Origin of the sequence: Dokdonella sp., assembly GCF_051958935.1 — a bacterium.
Taxonomy (GTDB): Bacteria; Pseudomonadota; Gammaproteobacteria; order Xanthomonadales; family Rhodanobacteraceae; genus Dokdonella_A.
Genome location: NZ_JBQCFP010000099.1, coordinates 81,372 through 104,563, shown reverse-complemented (window position 1 = coordinate 104,563; position 23,192 = coordinate 81,372). Strand labels below are relative to the sequence as shown.

Sequence of the window (23,192 nt, the reverse complement as noted above, 5' to 3'; positions counted from 1 at the left end):
CGCCCGCGATCGGGAGAACGGAACAGCCTCCCGATAGCGACAGTAGGGCACAGGCTCGCGCGAACGGGATAAGGGAACAGCGGGGCGATGGCCATCTATGGCGATTCGAACCCGTCGACGAAGATCGTGTCGGTGCCGTGCAGTACGTAGGCACTCACGGATGAGCCGAGCAGCAGTTGCGTGGCGCCCTCGTACGAGCTGGGGAAGATCTCGCTCACGCTCGCGTAGCTCGCGATGCCGGCGCCGTATTCCACGAACGTCACGCCGCCGTCGGTGGAACGGAGCACGGGTTGCTGCGAGCTGTTCCACGCCATGTAGAGCACCGACGGGTCGAACGGATCGCAGGCGATGTCGAGCAGCACGCCATTGTGCTTGGACACGGGCGTCCAGCTCGCGCCGCCGTCGTCGCTTCGGTAGACGCCGCCACCGAACGGGGAGGTGATCGCCGCGAGGTAGATCGACGGCGTCGCGCCCCCGCTCTGGCACAGGTGCGGCAAGCCCGCGCCGTCGGCGAGGCCCGTGCTCGAGTCGCTCCAATCCGCGCCCGCGTCGGTCGAGCGCAGGATGCCGCCGTAGGGCGGAAGTTGCCCGTCGTAGCTCGCGACGAGCGTGCTACCGCCGCTGCCGGCGGCCCGTTCGAAGTCGGTGATGACGTCGAAATCGCTGCCGAGATACACCTTCGTCCACGTCGTGCCCGCATCCGGCGAGCGCCAGATCGTGCCGCCGAAGCCGGCGACGCCGAAGTCGCGGCCGCCGAGCAGGATGAGGTCCGGGTCCGTCGCGCTGAACAGCACCGCCCTGAGATCCGATTCGAAGTGTGGGCCCTGGTCCGGGCCGAGATTGGTCCAGCTGCCGTCGCCGTTGCGCCGATAGAGGCCTTCCTGCTGGATCGGGCTCGTCGGCCCGCCGCCGATCGCGTGCAGCACGCCGGTCGGCGAGAACGCGACCCGCGAAAAACGCAGGGGCGGCAAGTCTTGCAGCTGCCAGTGCGCGCCGTGATCGACCGAAACGTAGACGCCGCCGCCGTTGGCGAATTGGAATGCCGCGGCCAGTTCGTCCGCGTCGAGCGGATTGGCGGTGATCGAACTGACATAGAGTTCGCGCAGGCCCGTGTTCGTCTGCGCGAAATGCGCGCCGGCATCGGCCGATTCGAGCACGCCGTACGACATCGCGCCGGCGAGCACGTGGCTGCCATCACCAGGAGCGAAACGCACCGCGTTCGCATACATGCGGCTGGTGCCGGCGAGTTCCAGCTGCCAGGTCGCGCCGCCGTCCGTACTGCGGTTGAGCCCACGGCCCGCGGTGGCGGCGACGAGCGTTTGCGGATCGTTCGGCGCGACCGCGACGGCGGTCACTGCGAGCAAGGGCCAGCTCGCATCGCTGAGGCTTTGCCAGTGCGCGCCGGAATCGTCCGATGCGTAGACGCCGACATCATCGCCGCCGACATGGCCGCCGCCCAGGATGATGCGCGTGCCGGCGAATGCGAGTGCATACAGGCGATACTGCGGCAAGCCGGCGGAGATGTCGGTCCAGTGTTCGCCATGGTCGTCGCTGCGCCAGACGTGGCCGATCCAGTCGGGGTCATTGAACGTCGCGACGACGCGATGCGCGCCACCGACTTCGACCGCGACCGCTTCGCAGTCGAGGAACGCGGCACCGGACGGCGTGCGATCGGTCCAGGTGGCGCCGCTGTCGGTCGACACGGCCAGCGTGATGGCCGTGTTGCCCCCATTGGAGTTGAGGCAGGCCCACAGCGTCGCATCGTCGTCCGGGTCCACCGCGACGGTGCGCACGCGCGCGATCTCGCCGACGCCGAGCTCGAGGCGTTGCCAGTGCGCGCCGGCGTCGCTGCTCTTCCACACGCTGTCCTCGCTCGCGATGTACGCGGTGCCATCGCTGGCGAAGGCGATGCCGTCCGCCGCGACACCTTCGAACTCCGGCAACGCGGTCCAGTGGGTGCCCGCATCCGTCGATCGGTAGGCACCGGCGTGGGGCGCCAGGATCACGTGGAGGGGGAACGTGCTCGGCGAGGTGGTGGCGAGCAGGATCGCCGCGTCGGCCGGCGATACGCCGACGTCCGTCACGTCCGCGCCGTCCGGACCGATGCCGCTCCAGCTTTCCGCAGCACCGGTGATCGCAGTGGGCCTGGCATCGCGCGGCGCGAACGGCATCCACGGCGCTCGGCTCGGCGCGGGATCATCGGCCGCGTCGGCGAAGCCGTTGATGTCCATCGCGTGCGCGGCACGCGCGTGAGGCGCGTGCAGTACCGCCGACATCAGGGCGAACGAAACCAGCAGGGCGACTCTGCGAGGGTTCTTCATGATGGCACTCCGTTGGTGGCCCCGTTCCCGGAATCGGGAACCTGTTCGATGTACGAACGATTACGTATATAGGCCCGGGTGTGGCGGCTGGCAAGGCACGATCGCCGAACGTGCAATTTTGGACAATCGGAAGAGCAGGCTTAAGGTCGAGGATCGAGGAGCATCGCGGCTTCCGCCGCTTCCCGGGGAGCGGCGCTCACCTCGTACGCTCACCCTCTGCGCGGGCCGGAGTCGAAGGGCCGCGGCGCGCGGCGGCGGGCACTTCGAGTCGGCCGCTTCACGTGTTGCGCTCAGCGCGAACGGAATCCTCCGTATGCCGGCCTTCTTGGACGACGAGCGGGTGGATCCGCGATGCCTGCCCGGCGAGGGCGCGTCGGAAGGCGCGATGCTCTTCGGCGACGTGCTGCCAGGACGCCGCAGCCGCGAATTCCGGCGTAGGATGGCCCCGCGCGGCAACGGGGAGATGCCATGAACATCGCTGGGTGGGTAGGGGTGTTGCTGCTTGCGGCGAGCGGCGCGGCCGGCGCGGCATCGAAATGTCCGTCGATCGAGACGTCGATGGTCGACAAGGGCTTCGGCGACGGACCGTGGCGCGTGATCTCGGGCGGGCCCGGCGCCTGCAGTTTCATGACCGCGAATACGAGCGTGAACTTCGGCTTCAATCACATGGTGAGCGAGTCGACCGATCTTGCGACGAAGGCGGCCGTCGACATGCACGAGGCGATCGCCGGCAACAGCGTGGTCGTGCCGACGCCGTCGCTCGGCGAGCACGGCTTCGCCTACCAGACGAAGGACGACGCAGGCGCGATCGATCCGAAGACGATGTTCTTCTACGGCCACCGCGGCAGCGTCGGCGTGTCCGGTTACCTCAATCTCGCGAGCGCGATCACGCCCGCACAGCGCGACTTCGCCGCGAACCTCATCGCCGGCACGCTCGGCGTCGCGACCAACGCGAAGGCGCTCGCCAGGGAGACGAACTGCCCGTACCTCGACGATGCGCTGGTCGACAAGCTACTGCCGGATGGCGAGCGCTCGGTGATCGTGCCGGACAGGAACAACTGCGTGATGTCCGCCGGCGGTCGCGTGCTCACGGTCGCGATCGTCAAGGACGCGCGCAGCCGCGAGGCCGCCGACGGCATGCTGCGCAGCGGTGGCTGCAGCGTCGACCCGCTGCCGCAGTTCGGCAAGACCGCGGGCGTCATGCACCACTGCTTCGAAGGCAACCCGCGCGCGCAGGTCGTCGTCGCGGGCGACGGACGCATGCTCGAGATCGCCTACGTGCCCGGGCAGGGGCAGGAACCGACCGACGCCGAGCGCGCGATGCTGGTGGACGCTGCGGCTTTTGCGCTGAAGCGTTGAGGCAATCTGCGGTTAGTTGGAGAACGCCTCGCCGCCGAGCGTGTCGCAGCGATCGACCGCTTCCACGCGGCTGCGCTGCCAGTGCGCGACCCAGCACTCGTCGTAGACCGAGCAGTAGCAGATGTCCATGCCGAGGCGATGTTCGGCTGCCTTGAACAGCTTGGCGACCTCGCGGTCGTTGAGCCGGATCGGTGCGATCGTCGTCTCGCGATTGGTGTTCGGGGGGATCACCTCGCCGCCGATGCTCGAGGTCGCCATGCTCGGCGACGTGTCGTCCGCGCCGAGCGCCACGAGTATCTGCTGCCAGTCGTGCATCGGCTTGCCGTCGAGCGTGACGCGCACGGTTTCGACCTTGGCCGGACCGACGCCGTTGTTGTTGACGGTCCAGATGAACGCGTCGCGGTCGACGTTGCTCGAATAGGTATAGCCGATCGACAGGAACGGCCATACGCTCGCGCGCGCCTGGCTCTGCATGAGGCGCGTTTGGTAGGCGCCGAGCGCGAGCGCGAACACGCTGACCGCGAGTGCGAGCGCGCTGCCGAGGTCGCTCGCGGTGAAGCGGCGCGTCGGCTCGGGCGTATCCTTCGAATCGTGGGTCTCGTTCACAGCTGCGGCTCCGTCTTCGCAGCGATCGCTTCCGCGCGGCGCTGGCGCGCGACCTGCGCTTCGCGGCGCGCGATGTAGAGGCTTGCACCGATCACGATCGCGGCGCCGGCCGCGGTCCATCCGTCCACGCGCTCGTCGAACAGCAGCCAGGCGAGCACCGACACGATCACGAGCTGCAGGTAGCTCAGCGGCGCGAGCGTCGATGCATCGGCGAGGCGGAGCGCGTGCGTCCAGAGGTACTGGCCTAGCGTGCCGAGCATGCCGATGACGACGAGCAGCGGCCATAGCGACGCCGGCGGCGCCTGCCACACCGCGAGGGCGAACGGCAGCGACAGCGGCACCCACAGCCAGGTGGTGAGCAGCACGATCGTATCGGGCGGGTCGCTGCGCGAGAGGAACTTGATGCTGATCGTGACCGCACCGGTCGATGCGGCCGCGAGCAGGGCGACGAGACTGCCCGCGCTGAAGCCGTCGGTGCCCGGCCGCACGATCACGAGCACGCCGATGAAGCCGGCGATGACCGCGCTCCAGCGGCGCATGCGCACGATCTCGCCGAGGAACAGCACGGCGCCGATCGTCACGAACAGGGGCGAGGAATACGACAGCGCGATCGCCTGCGCGAGCGGCAGGTGCGCGATCGCCCAGAACCCCGCGAGCATGCCGATCGTGCCGATCGCGCAGCGCACGACGTAGAACCAGAGCCGATCGGTGTGCATGGCCCGCAAGCCGTATCGTGCGAGCAGCGGCGCGGTCGCGAGGGCGCCGAAGAAGCTGCGGAAGAAGGCGATCTCGAACGCGTGCAGGCCGTGCGATGCGTAGCGGATGAGGATCGCCATGAGGCCGAAGCTGCTCGCGCTCGCGACCATCAGCAGCGCGGCACGCGCGGGCAGGGAACTGGCGGAAGGGGCCGCGCCGGCGGCGGGGGAGATCACGATCGCGGTCGAAGCGGGACGACGGGCGCGCAGTCTAGCAGGATCGCGCACAGCGGCCGACGCGCGCGGCGCGGATCAGTGCGTGGTGCCGCCGCTGGTGGCGAGATCCTCGCGCACGTCGAGCGCGCACTCGATCGCGGCGCGCACGCCCTCGATCATCGTTCCCAGCGCCATGCTCGGCTGTCCGGGTTGCTGCGCCGCCTGCTGCGGCAGCCACGGCACGTGCACGAAGCCGCCGCGCGCCTGCGGCAGGCGCGTCGCGAGCAGGTGCGCGATCGCGAAGAACACCTGGTTGCAGACGAACGAACCCGCACTCAGCGACGGTGCGGCCGGGATGCCGCGCGCGCGCAGTTGCGCGACGATCGCCTTCGCCGGCAGGCTCGGGAAGTACGCGGCAGGCGCGTCGGCGACGCCGGGCACGTCGATCGGCTGCAGCCCGTCATTGTCGGCGATGCGCGCGTCGATGAAATTCACCGCGACGCGCTCGAGCGAGATTTCGCTGCGCCCGCCGGCCTGGCCGAGCGCGAGCACGAGCGCGGGCCGATGGCGCTCGACGAGGTCCTCGAGCATCGGCACGGTCGCCGCGAACGACACCGGCAGCACGCTGCCCACGACGCGGTGCGCGGCGATCGTTGCGCCGTCGAGCGCACGCACGATCTCCTGCGAGGGGTTGACGGCCTCGCCGCCGAACGGCTCGAAGCCGGTCAGCAGCACGGTGGGAGCGGCGGATCGCAGAGCGGACACGTCGCGGCTCAGTCGACATCGAACGACTGCAGGTCGACCGGCGTGCTCGGCAGCACGATGATCGTGCCGCGCATGCCGCTCGTCGGCGTGCCGTGCGTTTCGCAGTAGTAGCCGATCGTGCCCGCGCTCGGGAACGTGCGGCTGAAGTGCCAGATGTTGCTCGCGGCCGCGCCATTGCCGCCCTGGCCATCGCCATCGCAGCCGTTCGCGCAGCGGAACGAATTGTCGTTCGCTTTCACGTTGTGCGTGCCACCGCTGTTGCGGAACGTGACGCTGTCACCCGCTCCGATCGTGAGTTCGGCCGGATTGAAGGTCTGCCCCGGTCCGACCAGCACGAGGTAGTCGCCGGCGTGGGCGGGCAGGGCGACGAGGGCGAGCAGGGCGGACGCGGGCAGGAGGCGCATCGGCGCAGGGTACGCCATCGGCAGTGCGATGCAACGGGCGCGGGTTCGTCGTGGAACCGCGGCGCATGAGTGCTGTAGGAAATCTCCGACACGGGCCAGCGTGTGCTTCGCACACCGCATCGCGCCGTTTGCGCGACGACGCGACCGGCCAACGAGCGCAGAGTGCGCCGCAGGAACAGCGATGGATCGCGGCAGGGATGCACCTTGGCTGTATCGGGCAGCACGACGCAGGAGGCGTCGTCGACGGCCAGGCAACCGGCCGAATGGACCGGAGACGGCGGAGTCCGGAACCGGCTCGACGCGCGCGACGGCATCGTCACCGCGCGGGCGCACAGTGCGCAGCGGCACGAGGCCGGGCGCGTCGAGAGGCCTCTACCAGGCCCTCAGTGCCCCGGACGCAACACCCCTCGCCGCATCAACAACTCGACGATCTCGCTCGCCGAATCCTCAGGCGACTGCTGCATCGTGTGCAGGTGCAATTCCGGCGCGGCCGGTACTTCGTAGGGTGAGTCGATGCCGGTGAAGTTCTTGAGCTCGCCGCGGCGCGCCTTCTTGTAGAGGCCTTTCGGATCACGCTGCTCGACGACCTCGAGCGGCGTGTCGACGAAGATCTCGATGAACTCGCCGTCCTCCACCATGCCGCGTGCGAGCTGGCGTTCCGAGCGGAACGGCGAGATGAACGCGGTGATGACGATGAGGCCGGCGTCGACCATGAGCTTGGCGACTTCGCCGATGCGGCGGATGTTCTCGACGCGGTCGGCGTCGGTGAAGCCGAGGTCCTTGCTGAGTCCGTGGCGCACGTTGTCGCCGTCGAGCAGGTAGGTGCGCGCGCCGAGGGCATGCAGCTGGCGCTCGACGATGTTCGCGATCGTCGACTTGCCGCTGCCGGAAAGGCCGGTCAGCCAGAGTACGCACGGCGCATGCCCGTTCTGGCGGATGCGCGCCTGCTTGTCGACTTCGACCGCCTGCCAATGGATGTTCTGCGAGCGGCGCAGCGCGAAATGCAGCAGCCCCGCGCCGACCGTCTGGTTGGTGTAGCGGTCGATGACGATGAAGCTGCCCATGTCGCGATTGGCCGCGTACGGATCGAATGCGACCGCGCGGTCGAGGGTGAGGTTGGCGACGCCGATGCCGTTGAGTTCGAGCGTCTTCGCCGCGAGATGGTCGAGGCTGTTGACGTCGACGGCGTACTTCGGCTGGCCGAACGATGCACCGAGCGTGGTGGCGCCGAGCTTCACGAGGTACGGCCGGCCGGGCAGCATCGGCGCATCGGCCATCCAGACGAGCGTCGCTTCGAACTGGTCGGCGAGGCCGGCCGGGTCGTCGGCCGCGCAGATGACGTCGCCGCGGCTGATGTCGATCTCGTCGGTGAGCGTCAGCGTGACCGATTGGCCGCTGCGCGCCTCCGCAAGGTCGCCGTCGAACGTGACGATGCGCGCAACCGTGGATGTGCGCCCCGACGGCAGCACGCGCACCGCATCGCCCGGTCGCACGCGGCCGCCGAGGATGCGGCCCGAATAGCCGCGGAAATCGAGGTCGGGGCGGTTCACCCATTGCACCGGCAGGCGCAGCGGGCCGCTCGCGTCGTCGCCGCCGATATCGACGGTTTCGAGGTGCTCGAGCAGGCTCGGGCCGCGATACCACGGCGTGCGCGCGCTCGGCGCACCGAGGTTGTCGCCGCGCAGTGCCGACAGCGGGATCGCGACGACGTCTTCAATGCCGACCTGCGCCGCGAACACACGGTAATCGCGCTCGATTGCCTCGAACACCTCCTGCGACCAGTCGACGAGGTCGAGCTTGTTGACCGCGAGCACGACCTTGCGGATGCCGACCAGCGAGACGAGGTAGCTGTGCCGGCGCGTCTGCGTGAGCAGGCCCTTGCGCGCGTCGACGAGGATCACCGCGAGGTCGGCGGTCGACGCGCCCGTGATCATGTTGCGCGTGTACTGCTCGTGCCCGGGCGTGTCGGCGACGATGAACTTGCGCTTCTCGGTCGCGAAGAAGCGGTAGGCGACGTCGATCGTGATGCCCTGTTCCCGCTCGGCGCCGAGTCCGTCGAGCAGCAGCGCGAAGTCGAGCTCATCGCCCTGCGTGCCGAACTTGCGCGAATCGCCCTCGAGCGCGGCGAGCTGGTCGTCGAACAGCGCCTTCGATTCGTGCAGCAGGCGACCGATCAGGGTGCTCTTGCCGTCGTCGACGCTGCCGCAGGTGATGAAGCGGAGCAGGCTCTTCGCCTGCTGCGCGGCGAGGTAGTCCTCGATGTCCTCGAAGCGGCCTTCGGCATTCATCAGAAATATCCCTCGGCCTTCTTCTTCTCCATCGACGCCCCCGCATCCTGGTCGATCAGGCGGCCCTGACGCTCGCTCGTGCGCGCGACGAGCATCTCGCGGATGATCGCCGGCAGGGTGTCCGCGTCCGATTCGATCGCGCCGGTGAGCGGATAGCAACCGAGCGTGCGGAAGCGCACGCGGCGCAGCATCGGCGCCTCGCCGTTGCGCAGCGGGAAGCGGTCGTCGTCGACCATCACCAGCGTGCCGTCGCGCTCGACGACCGGGCGTTCCGCGGCGAGGTAGAGCGGAACGATCGGAATCGACTCGGCGAGGATGTACTGCCAGATGTCGAGCTCGGTCCAGTTCGACAGCGGGAACACGCGGATGCTCTCGCCCTTGTTCTTGCGCGCGTTGTAAAGGCGCCAGAGTTCGGGCCGCTGGTTCTTCGGGTCCCACTGGTGCTGCGCCGAGCGGAACGAGAACACGCGCTCCTTCGCGCGCGACTTCTCCTCGTCGCGGCGCGCGCCGCCGAAGGCGAGGTCGAAGCCGTACTGGTCGAGCGCCTGCTTGAGGCCTTGCGTCTTCCAGACCTCGGTGTGCAGCGCCGAGCCGTGCGTGAACGGGTTGATGCCCTCGCGTACGGCGTCGGGATTGCGATGCACGATGAGTTCCTGGCCCGACTCGCGCGCCATGCGGTCGCGCAGTTCGTACATCGCGCGGAACTTCCAGGTCGTGTCGACGTGCAGCAGCGGGAACGGCGGGCGCGAAGGGAAGAACGCCTTGCGCGCGAGGTGCAGCATGACCGAGCTGTCCTTGCCGATCGAATACAGCATCACCGGGCGTTCCGACTCGGCGACCGCCTCGCGCAGGATGTCGATGCTCTCGGCTTCGAGGCGTTGCAGGTGGGTCAGCGCGGTCATCGGTACGGAAGTGGGGGAAAACGCCAGTTTACGGCCTTGCGCGGGCGCGCGGCCATGCCGGCCCGGCATGTCCTAAGAACGCGGTGTGGCCGGCCCGCGCCGCCCCGGTGGCGGCCGCGGAAGGGGCGGCGGGCGCCTAGGGTGCCTGGCGCAGCGCGAGCACCGCGTTGAGTCCGCCGAACGCGAACGAGTGGCTGAGCGCCGCGTGCACGGGCCGTTCGCGCGCCGCGTTGGCGACGTAATCGAGGTCGCAGTCGGGGTCGGGGTCGATGAAGTTCATCGTCGGCGGCAGCACGCCGTCGCGCAGCGCGCCGATCGTCGCGACGAGTTCGATCGCGCCGGCCGCGCCGAGCGCGTGCCCGTGCATCGATTTCGTCGACGACACCGCGAGCGCATCGGCGTGCGCGCCGAACACGCGGCGGATCGCCTTGCTCTCGGTCGGGTCGTTCGCCGGCGTGCCGGTGCCGTGCGCATTGATGTAGCCGATCTCGTCGATGCCGATGCCGCCGTCGGCGAGCGCGCGCGTGATCGCCTTCGCCGCGCCGGCCTCGGAAGGGAAGACGATGTCGCCGGCGTCGGCCGACATGCCCGCGCCCGCGACTTCGGCGAGGATCGTCGCGCCGCGGCGCTGCGCGCGTTCGAGCGTTTCGAGCACGAACACCGCGGCGCCTTCGCCGAGCACCATGCCGCGGCGCTGCTTCGAGAACGGCCGGCAGGTGTCGTCGGCCATCACGCGCATCGCCTCCCACGCGCGGATCACGCCAAGCGTGATGCACGCTTCACTGCCGCCGGCGATTGCCGCATCGGCGACGCCGCTGCGCACCATGTGGAACGCCTGCGCGAGCGCATGGTTGGCCGATGCGCACGCGCTCGAGGTCGCGAACGCGGGGCCGGTGAGCTGGTGTTCGATGCAGATCTGGCTCGCCGGCGCGTTCGCCATGAGGCGCACGATGGTCAGGGGATGCGTGCGCGGATTGTTTTCCCCGTACAGGCGGCGCGATGCCTCGTCGTGGGTCTGCTCGCCGCCGATGCCGGTACCGATGATCACCGCGGTGTTCTCGCCGAGGCCCTCGGCCGCGAAGTCGATGCCCGCCTGCGCGATCGCCTCGCGCGCGGCGACCATCGCCAGCTGCGACACGCGGTCGAACAGGATGAGTTTCTTTTCTTCGAAGTGGGCGAGCGGATCGAAGCCTTGCACCTCGGCGGCGATGCCGAAGCGCAGGCCCTCGCGCGACATGCTCGTGATCGGGCCGATCGCAACACGGCCTTCGCGCATCGCCGCCCAGGTGGAAGAGGCATCGAGGCCGAGCGGGGTGACCGCGCCCATGCCGGTGATGACGACGCGCTGCATGCGTTGCCTCGCCGCTGCCGGTGCGCTCAAGGCAGCGGCTGCGTCGCCTGTTCGGCCAGCAGTTTCTCGACGGTCTCGATCAAGCCCTTGACCGACTCGGTATCGAACTTCGGATCGCGGTCGGGCATTGTGACCTTGAAGTGGTCTTCGATCTCGAAAATGATCTGCACCGCGTCGAGCGACTGGATTTCGAGGTCCTTCAAAGTCGCTTCCGGCGTGATGCGGGCGCGATCGATGCCCGATTCCTTGGCGATGATGTCGAACACGGTGTCCTGCACGCTGCTCATTCCACGTCTCCTCGGATTCGTCGCGCATCGACGGCGGCGACGCGGGCACTTGGCATGATCGCCGGGCGTGCCGTGATCTTCAAGCAGCGCGCCTGCGTGCTTCGACTTGCGGGCGCCGCGCGGGCATACTGCGCCGCCCGTCGCACGCCAGCAGGAACCGATGTCCGCCACCGTCGTCATGCTCTGGCTGGCCAACATAGTGCTCGATACTTTCGGGCAACTTTCGTTCAAGGCCGCGGCGGCGGGTCCCGACCTCGGCGAGGGCCTCGCACGCTGGAAGGCGATGGCGCGGCGGCCGTGGATATGGACGGGCATCGCCTGCTACGTCGGCGAGTTCCTCGTCTGGCTCGCGTTCCTCTCGCTGGTGCCGTTGTCCGAGGGCGTGTTGCTCGGCTCGATCAACATCGTCGCGGTGATGATCGCCGGTCGCCTGCTGTTCGCCGAGAAGCTCTCGCCGCTGCGCACGTTCGGCATCCTGCTCATCGCCGCGGGCGTGGCGGTCGTCGGCATCGGGGGCTGACCGCGATGCGCCGCTTCTATCTCGTCGGCTTCCTCGTGCTCGTGTGCTTCGACACGTTCGCGCAAATCTGCTTCAAGCTCACGGCCAATCACGCGATGCCGCCGGAAGCGAGCCTCGCCTGGGTGCTGCGCGTGCTGTCCTCGCCGTGGGTGTACTGCGCGATCGCCTGCTACATCGGTGCGTTCGTGACCTGGATGACCCTGCTCGAACATGCGCCGATCGGTCCTGCGTTCGCCGCCTCGCACCTCGAGGTGACCAGCGTGATGGCGCTGTCGGTGGTGCTGTTCAATGAACGCATCGGCACGCCGCAGTGGATCGGCAGCGCGCTCATCATCGCCGGCATCGTCTGCCTCGCAATCAGCGAAACCGATGGCGACCCGTCGCCCACGCCGCACTGAGGCGCCGCCGACCGCGGGGCTGCCGCCGCGCTGGGCCGACCTCTGGCCGGCCTCGCCGCGGCAGGGCGGCCTCGAACGACAGGCGGCCGCGTTCATCGGCGCCGACGACGTGCAGGCCGAGTGCTCGGGCACCGTCGCGCTCGTCGTCACGCTCACCGCGATGCATCGCCTCAGTGGCCGCCGCGTCGTGGTCGTGCCGGCGTACACCTGCCCGCTGGTCGCGATCGCGGTGGCGCATTGCGGCCTGGAGCTGCGCCTGTGCGACCTCGCGCCGGGGTCCATCGACTTCGACGCGCAGGCGCTCGCGCAGGCCTGCGATCGCGACGTGCTCGCGCTGTTGCCGACGCATCTCGGCGGTCGCGTCGCCGATGTCGCGACCGCGCTCACGCTCGCACGCGCGGCGGGGGCGTTCGTGATCGAGGATGCCGCGCAGGCGTTCGGCGCGCGGCGCGGTCGCCGATCGGTCGGCCTCGACGGTGACGCGGGCTTCTTCAGTCTCGCAGTCGGCAAGGGTCTCACGACCTACGAAGGCGGACTGCTCGTGAGTGCGGACGCGCGCCTGCGGCGCGAGCTGAAGCGCACGAGCCGCGAGATCGTGCCGTGGCGTCCGGGCTGGGAACTGCGCCGATCACTCGAGCTGCTCGCCTATCACGCAGGCTACCGGCCGTCACTGTTGCGCCTGGCCTACGGCGCGCCGCTGCGCCGCGCGCTGCGGCGCGGCGATCCGGTCGCCGCGGTCGGCGACGATTTTCCGCTGCGCATCCCGCTGCACACGCTCGGCCGCTGGCGCCGCAACGTCGGCGCGCGCGCGTTCGCGCGGCTGCCCGCTTTCCTTGCCGATGGCGCGCTGCGCGCGCGGCGCCGGCGCGCACGCCTCGCCGCGCTCGACGGTGTCGAGGTGCCCGGCGACCCGGCCGGCACGGACGGCACCTGGCCCTTCCTCATCGTGCAGTTGCCGGACGAGGCGGCGCGCGATCGGGTCCTCGCGCGGCTCTGGCACGAAGGGCGTGGCGTGAGCCGCCTCTTCATCCATGCCTTGCCGGATTACGGCTACCTGCGCGGCGTGGTCGCGCCCGCCGACGTGCCGAATGCGCGTCGCTTCGCGGCGACGACCCTGACGATCTCGAACAGCCCCTGGCTCGACGATGCGGACTTCGAATCCGTGTGCGCGGTCATCGAGGGCGTGTTGCAGGCCGAACGCCCGGCCTCCCGCTGAAGCGGCAGCGGTCATCCATCCGTCGCATTTCGTGGGCATGCTGGCAGGGCAACCCGAGCCCGCGCGGTGACCGGACCGCAATTGCTGCGCCGCATCAATGCGTTCGCGTTTTGACCGGTAGACTTCGCGGGCTGCGGTCGCTGCGCAGCCCATCTGCAGGGGAAATATCGTGATGCCGTTTCAATCCAAGCGCTCGCGCCTGGCGCGAGCCGATCGTCGTCTCATTCCAAATTCCGCCAGGGCGGCCGGAGCGCTGCTGCTGCTCGCGCTCGCGGCGCCGTCGCAGGCGCAGGTTGCGCTGACCACGCTCGACACGCCGTACGCGCAGGACTTCGACAGCCTGCCGGCCACCGGCAGCAGCACCTGGACCGACAACTCGAGCATCCCGGGATGGTATCTCGCGCGTGTCGGTACGCCGGTCGCGCCGTACACGGTCGTCGCGAACGCGGGCGCAGGCAATACGGGCGCCTTTTACAGCTACGGCACGGGCACGGCGACCGAGCGCGCGCTTGGCTCGGCCGGTTCGAATGCTTCGGGCGACCAGTTCTACGGTGTGCGCTTCGTCAACAACACCGCGGCCACGATCACGTCGCTGGACGTCGCCTACACCGGCGAGCAGTGGCGCAACGGCGGCAATGCGAACTTCCAGAGCCTCGTCTTCTCGTACGTGACGGGCGCGGCGCCGCAGACCAACCTGTCGTCCGCGGGCACGCTGGTGCCGGCGCTCGACTTCGCGAGCCCGATCGCCTCCGCGACGGCCGCTGCGCTCGATGGCAATGCCGCCGCCAACCGCCTTGCGCTGTCGGCGACGATCAGCGGCCTCAGCGTCGCTCCCGGCGAGGAAATCCTGCTGCGCTGGAAGGATGCCAATGATTCGGGCAACGACCACGGCCTCGCCGTCGACAACCTCTCGGTCACGCCGCACGGCGCCGCGACGCAACCGGCGCTCGGCATCAACGACGTGTCGGTCAACGAAGGCGACTCGGGAACGACGACCGCGACGTTCACGGTCACGCTGTCGCCGCCAGCCGGCCCCGGCGGCGTCACGTTCGACATCGCGACCGCCGACGGTACCGCAAGCGCAGGCAGCGACTACGTCGCGAATTCGCTGACCGGCCAGACGATTCCGGCGGGCAGCACGAGCTACACCTTCAACGTCACGGTCAACGGCGACACCGCGCCGGAGCCGAACGAGACGTTCTTCGTCAACGTGACCAACGTCACCGGTGCGACCGTCACGGACGGGCAGGGCCAAGGCACGATCGTCGACAACGACGCGCCGCACCTGTCCATTGCCGACGTCTCGCACAACGAGGGCAACGCGGGCACGACGAGCTACGTGTTCACCGTGTCGCTGACCCAGCCGGCCGGCGCTGGCGGCGTCACGTTCGACATCGCGACCGCCGATGGCAGTGCGACCGCGCCGTCCGATTACACGCAGAAGGCGCTGGCGGGCCAGACGATCCCGGCCGGCAGCACCACGTATGCCTTCACCGTGCTCGTCAACGGCGACACGACGAGCGAGCCGGACGAGTCGTTCAACGTCAACGTCAGCAACGTCGTCAACGCATCGGTCGACGATGCGCAGGCGGTAGGCACGATCGTCAACGACGACATGACGAAGATCCACGACGTGCAGGGCAACGGCGCCGCGACGCCCATCGCGGGCGCGACCGTGACCGTCGAAGGCGTCGTCACCGCCGAGTTCCTCGGCGCGGCCAGGCTCAGCGGATTCTTCCTGCAGGAAGAGGACGCCGACGTCGATGCCGACCCGAGCACGTCCGAGGCGATCTTCGTGTTCTGCACGCCGTGCGCGGCGGGCGCGGTCACCGAAGGCCAGCGCGTGCGCGTGACCGGCGTGGTCAGCGAGTTCTTCGACATGACCGAGCTGACGCCGGCGTCGCCGGCGATGGTCGTCGTCACCGACAGCGGCAACCACCTCGCCGAAGTCTCGCCGGCGACGATCTCGCTGCCGGTGGTGGGCGACATCAACGCGTACTACGAGGCGCGCGAGGCGATGCTCGTCACCTTCGCCGACACGCTCACGGTTTCCGAATTCTTCGAACTCCCGCGCTACGGCCAGATCGAGCTGTTGCAGGGCGGCCGTTCGCGCACGTTCACCGAGGACAACGCACCGAGCGTCGCCGGCCTCGCCGCACACCTGGACAACCTCGCACGCCGTCGCGTCATCCTCGACGACGACAACAACGTGCAGAACTCCGTGCTCGCGCAGCCGAACGGCCAGCAGGCGATGTACTGGCCGCACCAGAACGGCGGCTTCGGCGTCGGCACGCAGGGTGTCGACTACTTCCGCGGCGGTGACACGGTTTCGGGCCTCACCGGCGTGCTGCACTGGTCGTTCGCGGGCCTGTCCAGCACCGATGCCTGGCGCATCCGCCCGACCTCGTCGCACCCGGTCACGTTCACGCCGGTCAACACGCGCCCGGCGACGCCGCCGGACGTCGGCGGCGCGATCCGCGTGGTCGGCATGAACCTGCTCAACTACTTCACGACGATCGACACGACGTCGTCGAACAACAGCGGTCCGTGCGGCCCGGGCGGCACGCTCGACTGCCGCGGCGCCGACAGCATCGCCGAGCTGAATCGCCAGCGCGAACGCGCGTCGATCGTGATCTGCACGCTCAACCCCGACGTCGGCGCGTTCATGGAGCTCGAGAACACGACGCCGAGCGCGACGATCACGGACCTCCTCGGCGCGGTCAACGCGCGCTGCGGCGGCGCGCATCCGTATGCGGCGGTGAGCACGGGCGGCACGCTCGGCACCGACGCGATCCGCGTGCAGATCGTCTATCGCACGGGCGTGGTGTCGACGGTCGGTGCGCCGCTCGTCGACATGGATTCGATCCATGATCGCCCGCCGACCGCGCAGACGTTCGACGTCACCGACGCGGCGAACCCCGCGTTCGGCAAGCGCTTCACGGTCGTCGCCAACCATTTCAAGTCGAAGGGCAGCTGCCCGGCGAGCGGCGTCGATGCCGACCAGGGCGATGGCCAGGGCTGCTGGGCGTCCAAGCGCACGCAGCAGGCCAATCGCCTGATGACGTGGATCACCGGCACGGTGGTCCCGGCCGCGAACGATCCGGACGTGCTCCTGCTCGGCGACTTCAATTCGTACGCGAGCGAAGATCCGGTGGTCGCCCTGGAGAACGGCGGCTACGCCGACCTCGAAACCGTGCTGCACGGCACGAATGCGTACTCGTACCAGTTCGATGGCGAGCTCGGCCACCTCGACTACGCGTTCGCGAATGCGAGCCTGCAGTCGCAGGTCACGGGCGCGGATGCCTGGCACATCAATTCCGACGAAGTGCCGTCGTTCGACTACAACGACGAGATCCGCGACACCGGTGAAGCGGCGCAGGAGGAAAAGCCCGACGGCTCGGCGCTGACGCCGCCGCGCGTCGTGTGGCAGCCGAACACCCCGTATCGCGCATCCGATCATGACCCGGTCCTCGTCGGCCTGTTCGGCACGACGCAGCACACCGTCACCGCCGCCGTGGGCACGGGAACGGGCACGATCACGCCCCCGAGCGTGGTGGTGAACGACGGCGCGACGACCGCGTTCACGGTGACCGCGGGCACCGGTTTCCATATCGACACGGTGACCGGTTGCGGTGGTTCGCTCGCCGGCAACACGTACACGACGGGTGCGATCACCGCGGACTGCACCGTGACCGCGAACTTCGCGCCGGACGGTGGCGGCTCGCCGCTGCTGACGATCGACCTGTCGGTCGCGAACCGCATCACCATCACCGCGGCGGGGGGCACGTCGGCGGCGACGCGTTCCGGCCCGACCTCGACCGGCTTCTATTTCCAGGACTTCTTCGCGAACACGGGCACGCTGCCGCTCGGCACGGCGACGATCGTCGGCACGGCGACGCTGACCGCGGCGTCGGTCGCGCCGGACGGCTCGCCGGACCTGTTCCGCGGCACCAGCGGCGCCGATGCGGGCCTCAACGTGTGGAGCTACTCGGGTACGGCGACGACGACGTTCACGGCGGGCCAGGTCGCGTTCGCGGGCAGCGCGACGTGGTCGGTCGCACCGGCGGTGTACGCGGCGATGCTGACCGCGCCGACGAGCGGCAACGTGTACTTCCCGGCGGACGATTCGTCCGACATCGCCTCGGCGACGCTGCTTGGCACCTACAGCGTGACCGGCGGCGGCCCGGCCACGCACACGGTGACCGCGGTCGTCGGTGCCGGTTCGGGCACGATCACGCCACCGAGCGCGGTGGTGAACGATGGCGCGACGACGGCGTTCACGGTCACCGCGAATGCGGGTTCGCACATCGATGGCGTGACCGGTTGCGGCGGGTCGCTCGCCGGCAACACGTACACGACCGGCCCGATCACGGCGGATTGCACGGTGACGGCGAACTTCGCGGCCGACGGCGCCAACCCGCCGGCGGCGACGGTGGCACCGACCTCGCTGAGCTTCACGGTGCGCGAGGACCAGACCGGGACGCAGATGCTGAACATCGCGAACGCGGCGGGAAGCGACGCGCTGACGTTCGCGATCACGGGCCAGGCCTCGCGCGCGGCGCGTCTGCTGCCGCACGTGTCGAAGAATCGCCATGCACAGGCCGTGCTGCGCAGCACCGGCATGCGCGTCGCGCGTGCGGGCGGTGCGGTGCACGCAGCGCCGGCGCCGTGGGTGCCGGTCGGGCCGGACGGGTCGGTGACGTTCCAGGCCGACGACGGCAGCTACGAGAATGGCATCGCGTGGACGGACGAGGCGGGCACGACGCAGAATACGTCGCTGTGGCTCAACCGCTATTCCGCGACCGGCGCGCTGACGATCGGCACGGTGTCCATCGAATGGCCCAATGCGACGTCGGCGGCCGGTGACGTGACCGGCAAGACGGTCAACCTCGTCGCGTATTACGACGCGGACGCGGACGGCAATCCGACCAATGCCGTGCGCCTCGGCGCAAATACGCCGGTCACGATCAACGGCCCGGATGCGTTCGAGAATTACCCGGCGAACTTCGTCGTGCCGGGTGCGGGCGATGTCTACCTTGGGTTCGTCGATACGTTCGCCGCGGGCGGCACGACGCCGGTGCTGTACTCGGCTGCGCTCGACGAGGACGGCAATCCGAACGTGGGCTGGGTCGCCGCGATGAGCACGGGCGATGCGGACGTCGACGTGCTCGGCAACAACGACAACATCGGCACGCTCGACGCACTCAGCAACGGAGGTCTTGCCGGCGTGTGGATGGTGCGCGGCACGACGACCGGCGGCGGCGCGACCTGCGCCGGCGCGGCGGTGGCATGGCTTGCTGCGAGTCCGGCCAACGGCACGGTCGCGGGCGGTGCGAACACCGACGTGGCGATCACGGCCGATCCGTCGGCCGACGACCTCGCGCCGGGCTCGTACACGGCGACGCTGTGCATCGCGACGAACGATCCTGCCCACGCGATGATCGCGGTGCCGGTGGCGCTGACGGTCACGCCGGCACCGGTGGTGCCGTGCTCGGCCGCGGACACGATCTTCTGCGACGGTTTCGACCCGGCGGCGGCGTTCGTGCAGCCGGTGCAGGATCCCGGCTTCGAAGCGACCACCGACGACGGCGGCACCAATCCGGAGTGGGACAGCGACGATTCCAACCTGGACGGCGGCGGCTCGATCTTCTACAGCGCAAGCGGGTTCGACGTGCCGACCCATGACGGCGAATTCACCGCTTGGTTCGGCGGTTGGGACGCGGGTGCGGAAACGCAGCATTTCGCGCAGAGCGTGACGCTGCCGTCGGGCGGCCCGCTCTACCTCAACTACTGGCGCTTCGTCGCCGGCGGGCCGGACGTACCCGCGAACCTCGTCGTGTCGGTGGACGGCGTCGCGGTACAGACGACCGATCTCAGCACGCAGTTGGACGATGACTACGTGCTGCAGTCGATCGACGTTACCGCGTACGCCGACGGTGGCGTCCACGTCATCCGTTTCGAATACGACTACGACGGAACGGGATCGACCGACGGCAACACGTTCGTCGACGACGTCACGATCGACCGCACGCAGGCGCCGATGGCGCATTGATCGCCGCTGCGGGCAAGCCAACGGGACCTCCTTCGGGAGGTCCCGTTTTTTTTGTTTCGCTCTCCACGGAACGCCAAGCGCAAGGTTCTCTCGCCTGGCGAGAGGTTGTCGCGAGGTTCCGCCGGCGCCGAGGGGACCCCGGTGGAGCAAGAGCGAAAGAGCACCCGCACGAAGAGCCTTCCTCGTCGTGGTCCGGGCGAAGGCCGGGACCCAGCGTCTTCGACCCATGCATCGTCATTCCCGCGGAAGCGGGAATCCATTTGCCTGTCGTGACACCGCGCTTGCTTGCGCTCAGCGCGCGGCGTCGAGGCGTTCGAGCAGGCGCAGGTTCAGCGCGTGTTGCTGCGCCTGCCACGCGGCGAGCTGCCCCGCATCGATCGCCGGCTGCTCGTCGAGCGCACTGAGCTTGCGCTTCCACCAGGTCGAATAGCGGTAGGCGGATACGTCGCCGGTGATGTCGCTGCCGATGAGGCGCCCGTGCATCGCGTCGATCGCGGCGAACAGGTCGGTGTCGAGCAGGCGGCCCTGGTCCCAGTTCGTGCGCGCGATCGCGGGGTCGAGCACGTCCTTGTCGATCGACAGGTACAGCGGGTGGGAGGCGCCGCGCTGCTCGTCGACGAAGCGGTCGAGCAGCGCCGCGGGCGTGTCGAACGCAAGGAACGCATGGCCGAGTCCCCAACGCGTGGCCCAGCGCGTGTCGACGCCGATCGTCCAGTACGTGAGCCTGCGCCGGCGCAGCGGTGCGAGATAGTTTTCCCACGCATGCGCGCGCGACACGTCGGCCGAGCCGATGCCCAGCACGTGCACGTGGCCGACATGCGGCAGCAGCGCGACCTTGCGCACCCACGAGCCGCAGTGCACGCCGAACGGGAAACGCATGTTGTCCGGATGATTGTCGAACACGACGACGTCGAATGGCACGCGCGCCGGGCGCCGTTCGATCAGCGGCCAGCTGAGATGGTGATAGTCGCCGCTGCCGAGGAAGACCGTGCCATGCCCGCGTGGCAGGCGCGCGTCGAGTTCCACCGCGAGCGCGCGCAGCGTGCGCAGCGAACAACCGAAACGGATCGCCTCCTGCCGGTCGGCGAGGTCGAGCACGGTCGCGCCGGGCAGCGCGCCGACCGAGCGGTCGAAATCAAGGACGACCGGCGCGGCCAAGCGCGACTCCCTCGTCGGCCCTGGCGTCGGCCCAGGCGCGATCGCTTTCGAAACGCGAGGCGACGCGCCTGAGCAGCGCGCGCAGCACGCGGCTGCGCGGTCGCACCGCGTGGCGCGTGAACGTGAAGCGCGCGCCGAGGTAAGCCTTGATCTCCGGGTCGGTCCAGCCGGCGATGTAGCAGCACAGCTCGCGCCGGCGCGCGACTTCGAGGTTGTGCATCCAGCTCACGAAATAGAGGTTGTGCTCGCGCGCGGCCGGATAGGAGAAGCCGACGTACTTGTCGACGAGCGCTTCGCCGGCCTCGAAGCAGAGGTTCCAGCCGATCATGCGGCCGGCATGGCGATAGAGCATCATGATGCCGCCGCTCGTGGCGTCCTGCAGCAATGCGTCGAAGAACGCGCGGCTGAGCCGGTCGAAATGGATCTCGCTCTGCGCGTACACCTCGAGGTAGAGCGCGTAGCAGGATTCGCGCAATGCGGCATCCGCGAAGGCCTCGCCGGTCGGGACCTCCTCGATGTCGAGGCCCGCGCGCGCGCGCAGCTTGCGCCGGAGGTCCTTGCGCCGTGCGGCCGACAGGCGCGAGAGGTAGTCGTCGGCGGATTCGAAATCGATCGGCACCCAGGCCAGCGCCTGCCCCTCGAGCAGCACGAAGCCGGCGCGCTCGCACGCATCGGCGATCGCGCGCGCCTGCGCATTGCTCGCCTGGTCGAGCAACGGCGATTCCTGCGGGATGTCCTTGACGATGAGGAACGGCTGGCGCGACGCGGGTTCGGCGATCCATTCCTCGACCAGCGCAGCGGCGTCGCCGTCGCGCGGGAACAACGCGTACTCCGACACCGTGGTGCCGACGAAGCAGGTGCGCGGACGCAGCAAGCGTCCCCACCAGCGATACAGCGGCAGCGCGCGGACGCGACGGCGCAGGTCGGTGTCGGCGGTGGTCAGGAGGTCGAAGGGCGCGATGAACGCGGGCGTGCCCGAACGCGTCGCCAGCGCCGTGAAACCGTCGGGTGGATGGGCGAGAAAATGCCCGATGAGCTCCGGCGGTTCGAGCAGGTTGCGCAACGGCGCGGCTGGCCCGGCTTCGGCGCTCGCCATCACTCGGCCGCTGCGGCGAGGCGCACGCCCTGCGCGGGCAGGGGCGTTCGTTGTTCGGCGATGCGCCGGAAGAATGCGGCCGAGCGTTCGATCAGCTTGCCGCGTTCCTGGTCGACCGTGACCATGTGATAGCTGTGGGCGAGCAGCAGCGTTTCCACCGGTGCGTCGACGCCGCGTTCGATCGTGCGCACGTTGCGCAGCGAGGCGACGTCGTCGTCGGACGAATGGGCGACGAAGCACGGCGCGCGCACGCGCCCGAGGCGGCGGCGCACGCGGCGCGAGAGGCGCTGGAACTCGGCGAGCGAAGGCCACGGGAAGCCGGCGAGGCCTGCCGCCTGGCTGTCGCCGGACAGCATCGCGCCGACGATGCGGTTGCGGATGCGTTCGTCCTTGATCCCGTACGGCTCGACTTCCGCGGATACCTTGCCGCGGCCGATGCCGAGCGAGGTCAGCAGCGGCAGCAGGAACGCGAGCCGGCCGATCGGCGGAGTCGCCCAGCCGTCGTGGAAGAACGTCGTGCCGTAGAGGCCGAGGCCGTCGACGTCGTGCGGACGATCGATCGCAAGTTCGAGCGCGAGGATCGCTCCCATCGAGAGCCCGGCGACGAACAGATGATCGACCTCGTCGCGCAGGCGCCCGGCCGCGTCGACGACGCTGGCGTACCAGTCGCGCCAGCCGGTCGCGAGAAGGTCGGCATCGTCGCCGCAATGGCCGGCGAGCTGCATGCCGAGCACGCTGAAGCCGGCACGATGCAAGCCATTGCCGACGAAGCGCATTTCGGTCGGCGTACCGGTGAGGCCGTGGATCAGCAGCACGCCGGACCGGCCGCCGCGCAGGTGGAATTCGGAAGGCTTGATCATCTCGCTCGACGATGACGCGCGCGCCCGCGGGCGCCGATGGTGCAAGCATCGCGTGGGCGTCTTTCGCACGGGTTTCGCGACGGGGTGTTGGCCCGACCCTTGCTTCGGCTCATGCGTCGCCGGATCCAGAGCCTGCCATGACCCGCCTTGCCCACTTCTGCCATGCCTCGTTCGCCAGTCTGCATGCGTTGTTTCCGCTGCTCGGCGCGCTGGTCGCGACGCGAGCGGACGGCGACTGCATCGCGAAGGCGATCCCGGGACTCGGCGCGTGCACGAGCACGTACTGCAAACCTGAACGTCGCATCGCGATCCGCTGAGCGATCCGACCCGTTGAGTGTCAGATTCTCGCGCAGCGCGTCAGGTACGGCGTACACCTTTTCCCACGCACGGCCGATTGCCTCGCACCGGCCGCGGCATGAATCTTGCTGAACTTGTTTCGAAACACTCCGGCGAGTCTCAGGGGGACTCCATGAGCTACGACATCCTCAATAGCCTCGGGCTCGATCACCTCGACGCGAGTTCACCCGATTTCGTCAAGACGCTCGAACGCATGCAGCGCGAAGCGTTCCAGAGCCTGCAACAGGAAGAGCCGCGCCGCGACGCGGGCGACCATCCGGAAACGATCGTCGGCTAGACGCGTTCGTGCTTCCGCGCCAGGCGCGCGGACGCAATCGCTGCCGCAACCGGTATAGTCCGGC

19 protein-coding genes are annotated in these 23,192 nt (G+C 69.2%); 7 read left to right on the top strand and 12 right to left on the bottom strand.

Annotation, left to right across the window (positions count from 1 at the left end; all coding sequences use genetic code 11):
• Positions 1-95: 95 nt before the first annotated feature.
• Positions 96-2,321 carry a WD40/YVTN/BNR-like repeat-containing protein gene (locus ACTHK2_RS09055; RefSeq protein ID WP_440245378.1) on the bottom strand — a complete coding sequence of 742 codons (2,226 nt, stop codon included), beginning with the start codon at positions 2,319-2,321 and terminating at the stop codon, positions 96-98.
• Positions 2,322-2,789: 468 nt separating this feature from the next.
• On the opposite strand from ACTHK2_RS09055, the gene ACTHK2_RS09050 reads away from it, so the two are divergent.
• Positions 2,790-3,680, top strand: coding sequence for a hypothetical protein (locus ACTHK2_RS09050; RefSeq protein WP_440245377.1), 891 nt, complete (start codon positions 2,790-2,792; stop codon positions 3,678-3,680).
• A 12-nt stretch (positions 3,681-3,692) separates the two neighbouring features.
• Here the strand turns inward: ACTHK2_RS09050 and ACTHK2_RS09045 are convergent, their stop codons facing one another.
• The 8 genes from ACTHK2_RS09045 to ACTHK2_RS09010 form a co-directional block, all read right to left on the bottom strand.
• Positions 3,693-4,286, bottom strand: coding sequence for a hypothetical protein (locus tag ACTHK2_RS09045; protein ID WP_440245376.1), 594 nt, complete (start codon positions 4,284-4,286; stop codon positions 3,693-3,695).
• Positions 4,283-5,152, bottom strand: a complete 870-nt coding sequence (locus tag ACTHK2_RS09040; RefSeq protein ID WP_440245382.1) for a DMT family transporter — start codon at positions 5,150-5,152, stop codon at positions 4,283-4,285. Before ACTHK2_RS09040 ends, ACTHK2_RS09045 begins: the two co-directional genes overlap by 4 nt.
• A 141-nt stretch (positions 5,153-5,293) precedes the next feature.
• On the bottom strand, positions 5,294-5,962 hold the full coding sequence (gene pcp / locus ACTHK2_RS09035) for a pyroglutamyl-peptidase I (protein WP_440245375.1): 669 nt from the start codon (positions 5,960-5,962) through the stop codon (positions 5,294-5,296).
• A gap of 8 nt (positions 5,963-5,970) precedes the next feature.
• Entirely contained in the window at positions 5,971-6,384 is a 414-nt protein-coding gene (locus ACTHK2_RS09030) for a cupredoxin domain-containing protein (RefSeq protein WP_440245374.1), read from the bottom strand.
• Positions 6,385-6,749: 365 nt separating this feature from the next.
• A complete protein-coding gene (gene cysN, locus ACTHK2_RS09025; protein ID WP_440245373.1) occupies positions 6,750-8,654 on the bottom strand; it encodes a sulfate adenylyltransferase subunit CysN in 1,905 nt (634 codons plus the stop codon).
• Positions 8,654-9,556 (bottom strand): sulfate adenylyltransferase subunit CysD, encoded by a 903-nt coding sequence (gene cysD / locus ACTHK2_RS09020; protein WP_440245372.1) that lies wholly within the window; start codon positions 9,554-9,556, stop codon positions 8,654-8,656. The genes cysN and cysD overlap by 1 nt, the downstream gene beginning before the upstream one ends.
• A gap of 136 nt (positions 9,557-9,692) precedes the next feature.
• Complete coding sequence (locus ACTHK2_RS09015) at positions 9,693-10,907, bottom strand: beta-ketoacyl-[acyl-carrier-protein] synthase family protein (protein WP_440245371.1); 1,215 nt, start codon at positions 10,905-10,907, stop codon at positions 9,693-9,695.
• 26 nt (positions 10,908-10,933) lie between these two features.
• Positions 10,934-11,374, bottom strand: a complete 441-nt coding sequence (locus tag ACTHK2_RS09010) for an acyl carrier protein (protein WP_440245370.1) — start codon at positions 11,372-11,374, stop codon at positions 10,934-10,936.
• Between ACTHK2_RS09010 and ACTHK2_RS09005 the strand changes: the two genes are divergently transcribed.
• From ACTHK2_RS09005 to ACTHK2_RS08990, 4 genes are all read left to right on the top strand, one after another.
• Positions 11,355-11,714 carry a hypothetical protein gene (locus tag ACTHK2_RS09005; RefSeq protein ID WP_440245369.1) on the top strand — a complete coding sequence of 120 codons (360 nt, stop codon included), beginning with the start codon at positions 11,355-11,357 and terminating at the stop codon, positions 11,712-11,714. The two genes, ACTHK2_RS09010 and ACTHK2_RS09005, sit on opposite strands and share 20 nt — an antisense overlap.
• A 5-nt stretch (positions 11,715-11,719) precedes the next feature.
• Positions 11,720-12,112 carry a DMT family transporter gene (locus ACTHK2_RS09000; RefSeq protein WP_440245368.1) on the top strand — a complete coding sequence of 131 codons (393 nt, stop codon included), beginning with the start codon at positions 11,720-11,722 and terminating at the stop codon, positions 12,110-12,112.
• The gene (locus tag ACTHK2_RS08995; RefSeq protein WP_440245367.1) at positions 12,084-13,328 is read left to right on the top strand and encodes a DegT/DnrJ/EryC1/StrS family aminotransferase; all 1,245 of its coding nucleotides are present in this window, start codon (positions 12,084-12,086) and stop codon (positions 13,326-13,328) included. The genes ACTHK2_RS09000 and ACTHK2_RS08995 overlap by 29 nt, the downstream gene beginning before the upstream one ends.
• Positions 13,329-13,500: 172 nt before the next feature.
• A complete protein-coding gene (locus ACTHK2_RS08990; protein ID WP_440245366.1) occupies positions 13,501-19,380 on the top strand; it encodes an ExeM/NucH family extracellular endonuclease in 5,880 nt (1,959 codons plus the stop codon).
• 291 nt (positions 19,381-19,671) lie between these two features.
• Here the strand turns inward: ACTHK2_RS08990 and ACTHK2_RS08985 are convergent, their stop codons facing one another.
• Genes ACTHK2_RS08985 through ACTHK2_RS08975 form a run of 3 tightly spaced genes read right to left on the bottom strand, consistent with a single transcriptional unit; the run spans position 19,672 to position 22,494 of the window.
• The gene (locus tag ACTHK2_RS08985; protein WP_440245365.1) at positions 19,672-20,538 is read right to left on the bottom strand and encodes an arginase family protein; all 867 of its coding nucleotides are present in this window, start codon (positions 20,536-20,538) and stop codon (positions 19,672-19,674) included.
• Positions 20,516-21,634, bottom strand: a complete 1,119-nt coding sequence (locus ACTHK2_RS08980) for a peptidogalycan biosysnthesis protein (RefSeq protein WP_440245364.1) — start codon at positions 21,632-21,634, stop codon at positions 20,516-20,518. Before ACTHK2_RS08980 ends, ACTHK2_RS08985 begins: the two co-directional genes overlap by 23 nt.
• Positions 21,634-22,494 (bottom strand): alpha/beta hydrolase, encoded by an 861-nt coding sequence (locus ACTHK2_RS08975; protein ID WP_440245363.1) that lies wholly within the window; start codon positions 22,492-22,494, stop codon positions 21,634-21,636. The genes ACTHK2_RS08980 and ACTHK2_RS08975 overlap by 1 nt, the downstream gene beginning before the upstream one ends.
• Positions 22,495-22,631: 137 nt before the next feature.
• Here ACTHK2_RS08975 and ACTHK2_RS08970 point away from each other — a divergent pair, with 137 nt between their 5' ends.
• On the top strand, positions 22,632-22,811 hold the full coding sequence (locus tag ACTHK2_RS08970; protein WP_440245362.1) for a hypothetical protein: 180 nt from the start codon (positions 22,632-22,634) through the stop codon (positions 22,809-22,811).
• Positions 22,812-22,963: 152 nt separating this feature from the next.
• Positions 22,964-23,128: a hypothetical protein gene (locus ACTHK2_RS08965; RefSeq protein ID WP_440245361.1), complete on the top strand. Its 165-nt coding sequence runs from the start codon at positions 22,964-22,966 to the stop codon at positions 23,126-23,128.
• The last annotated feature ends 64 nt before the right edge of the window (positions 23,129-23,192 follow it).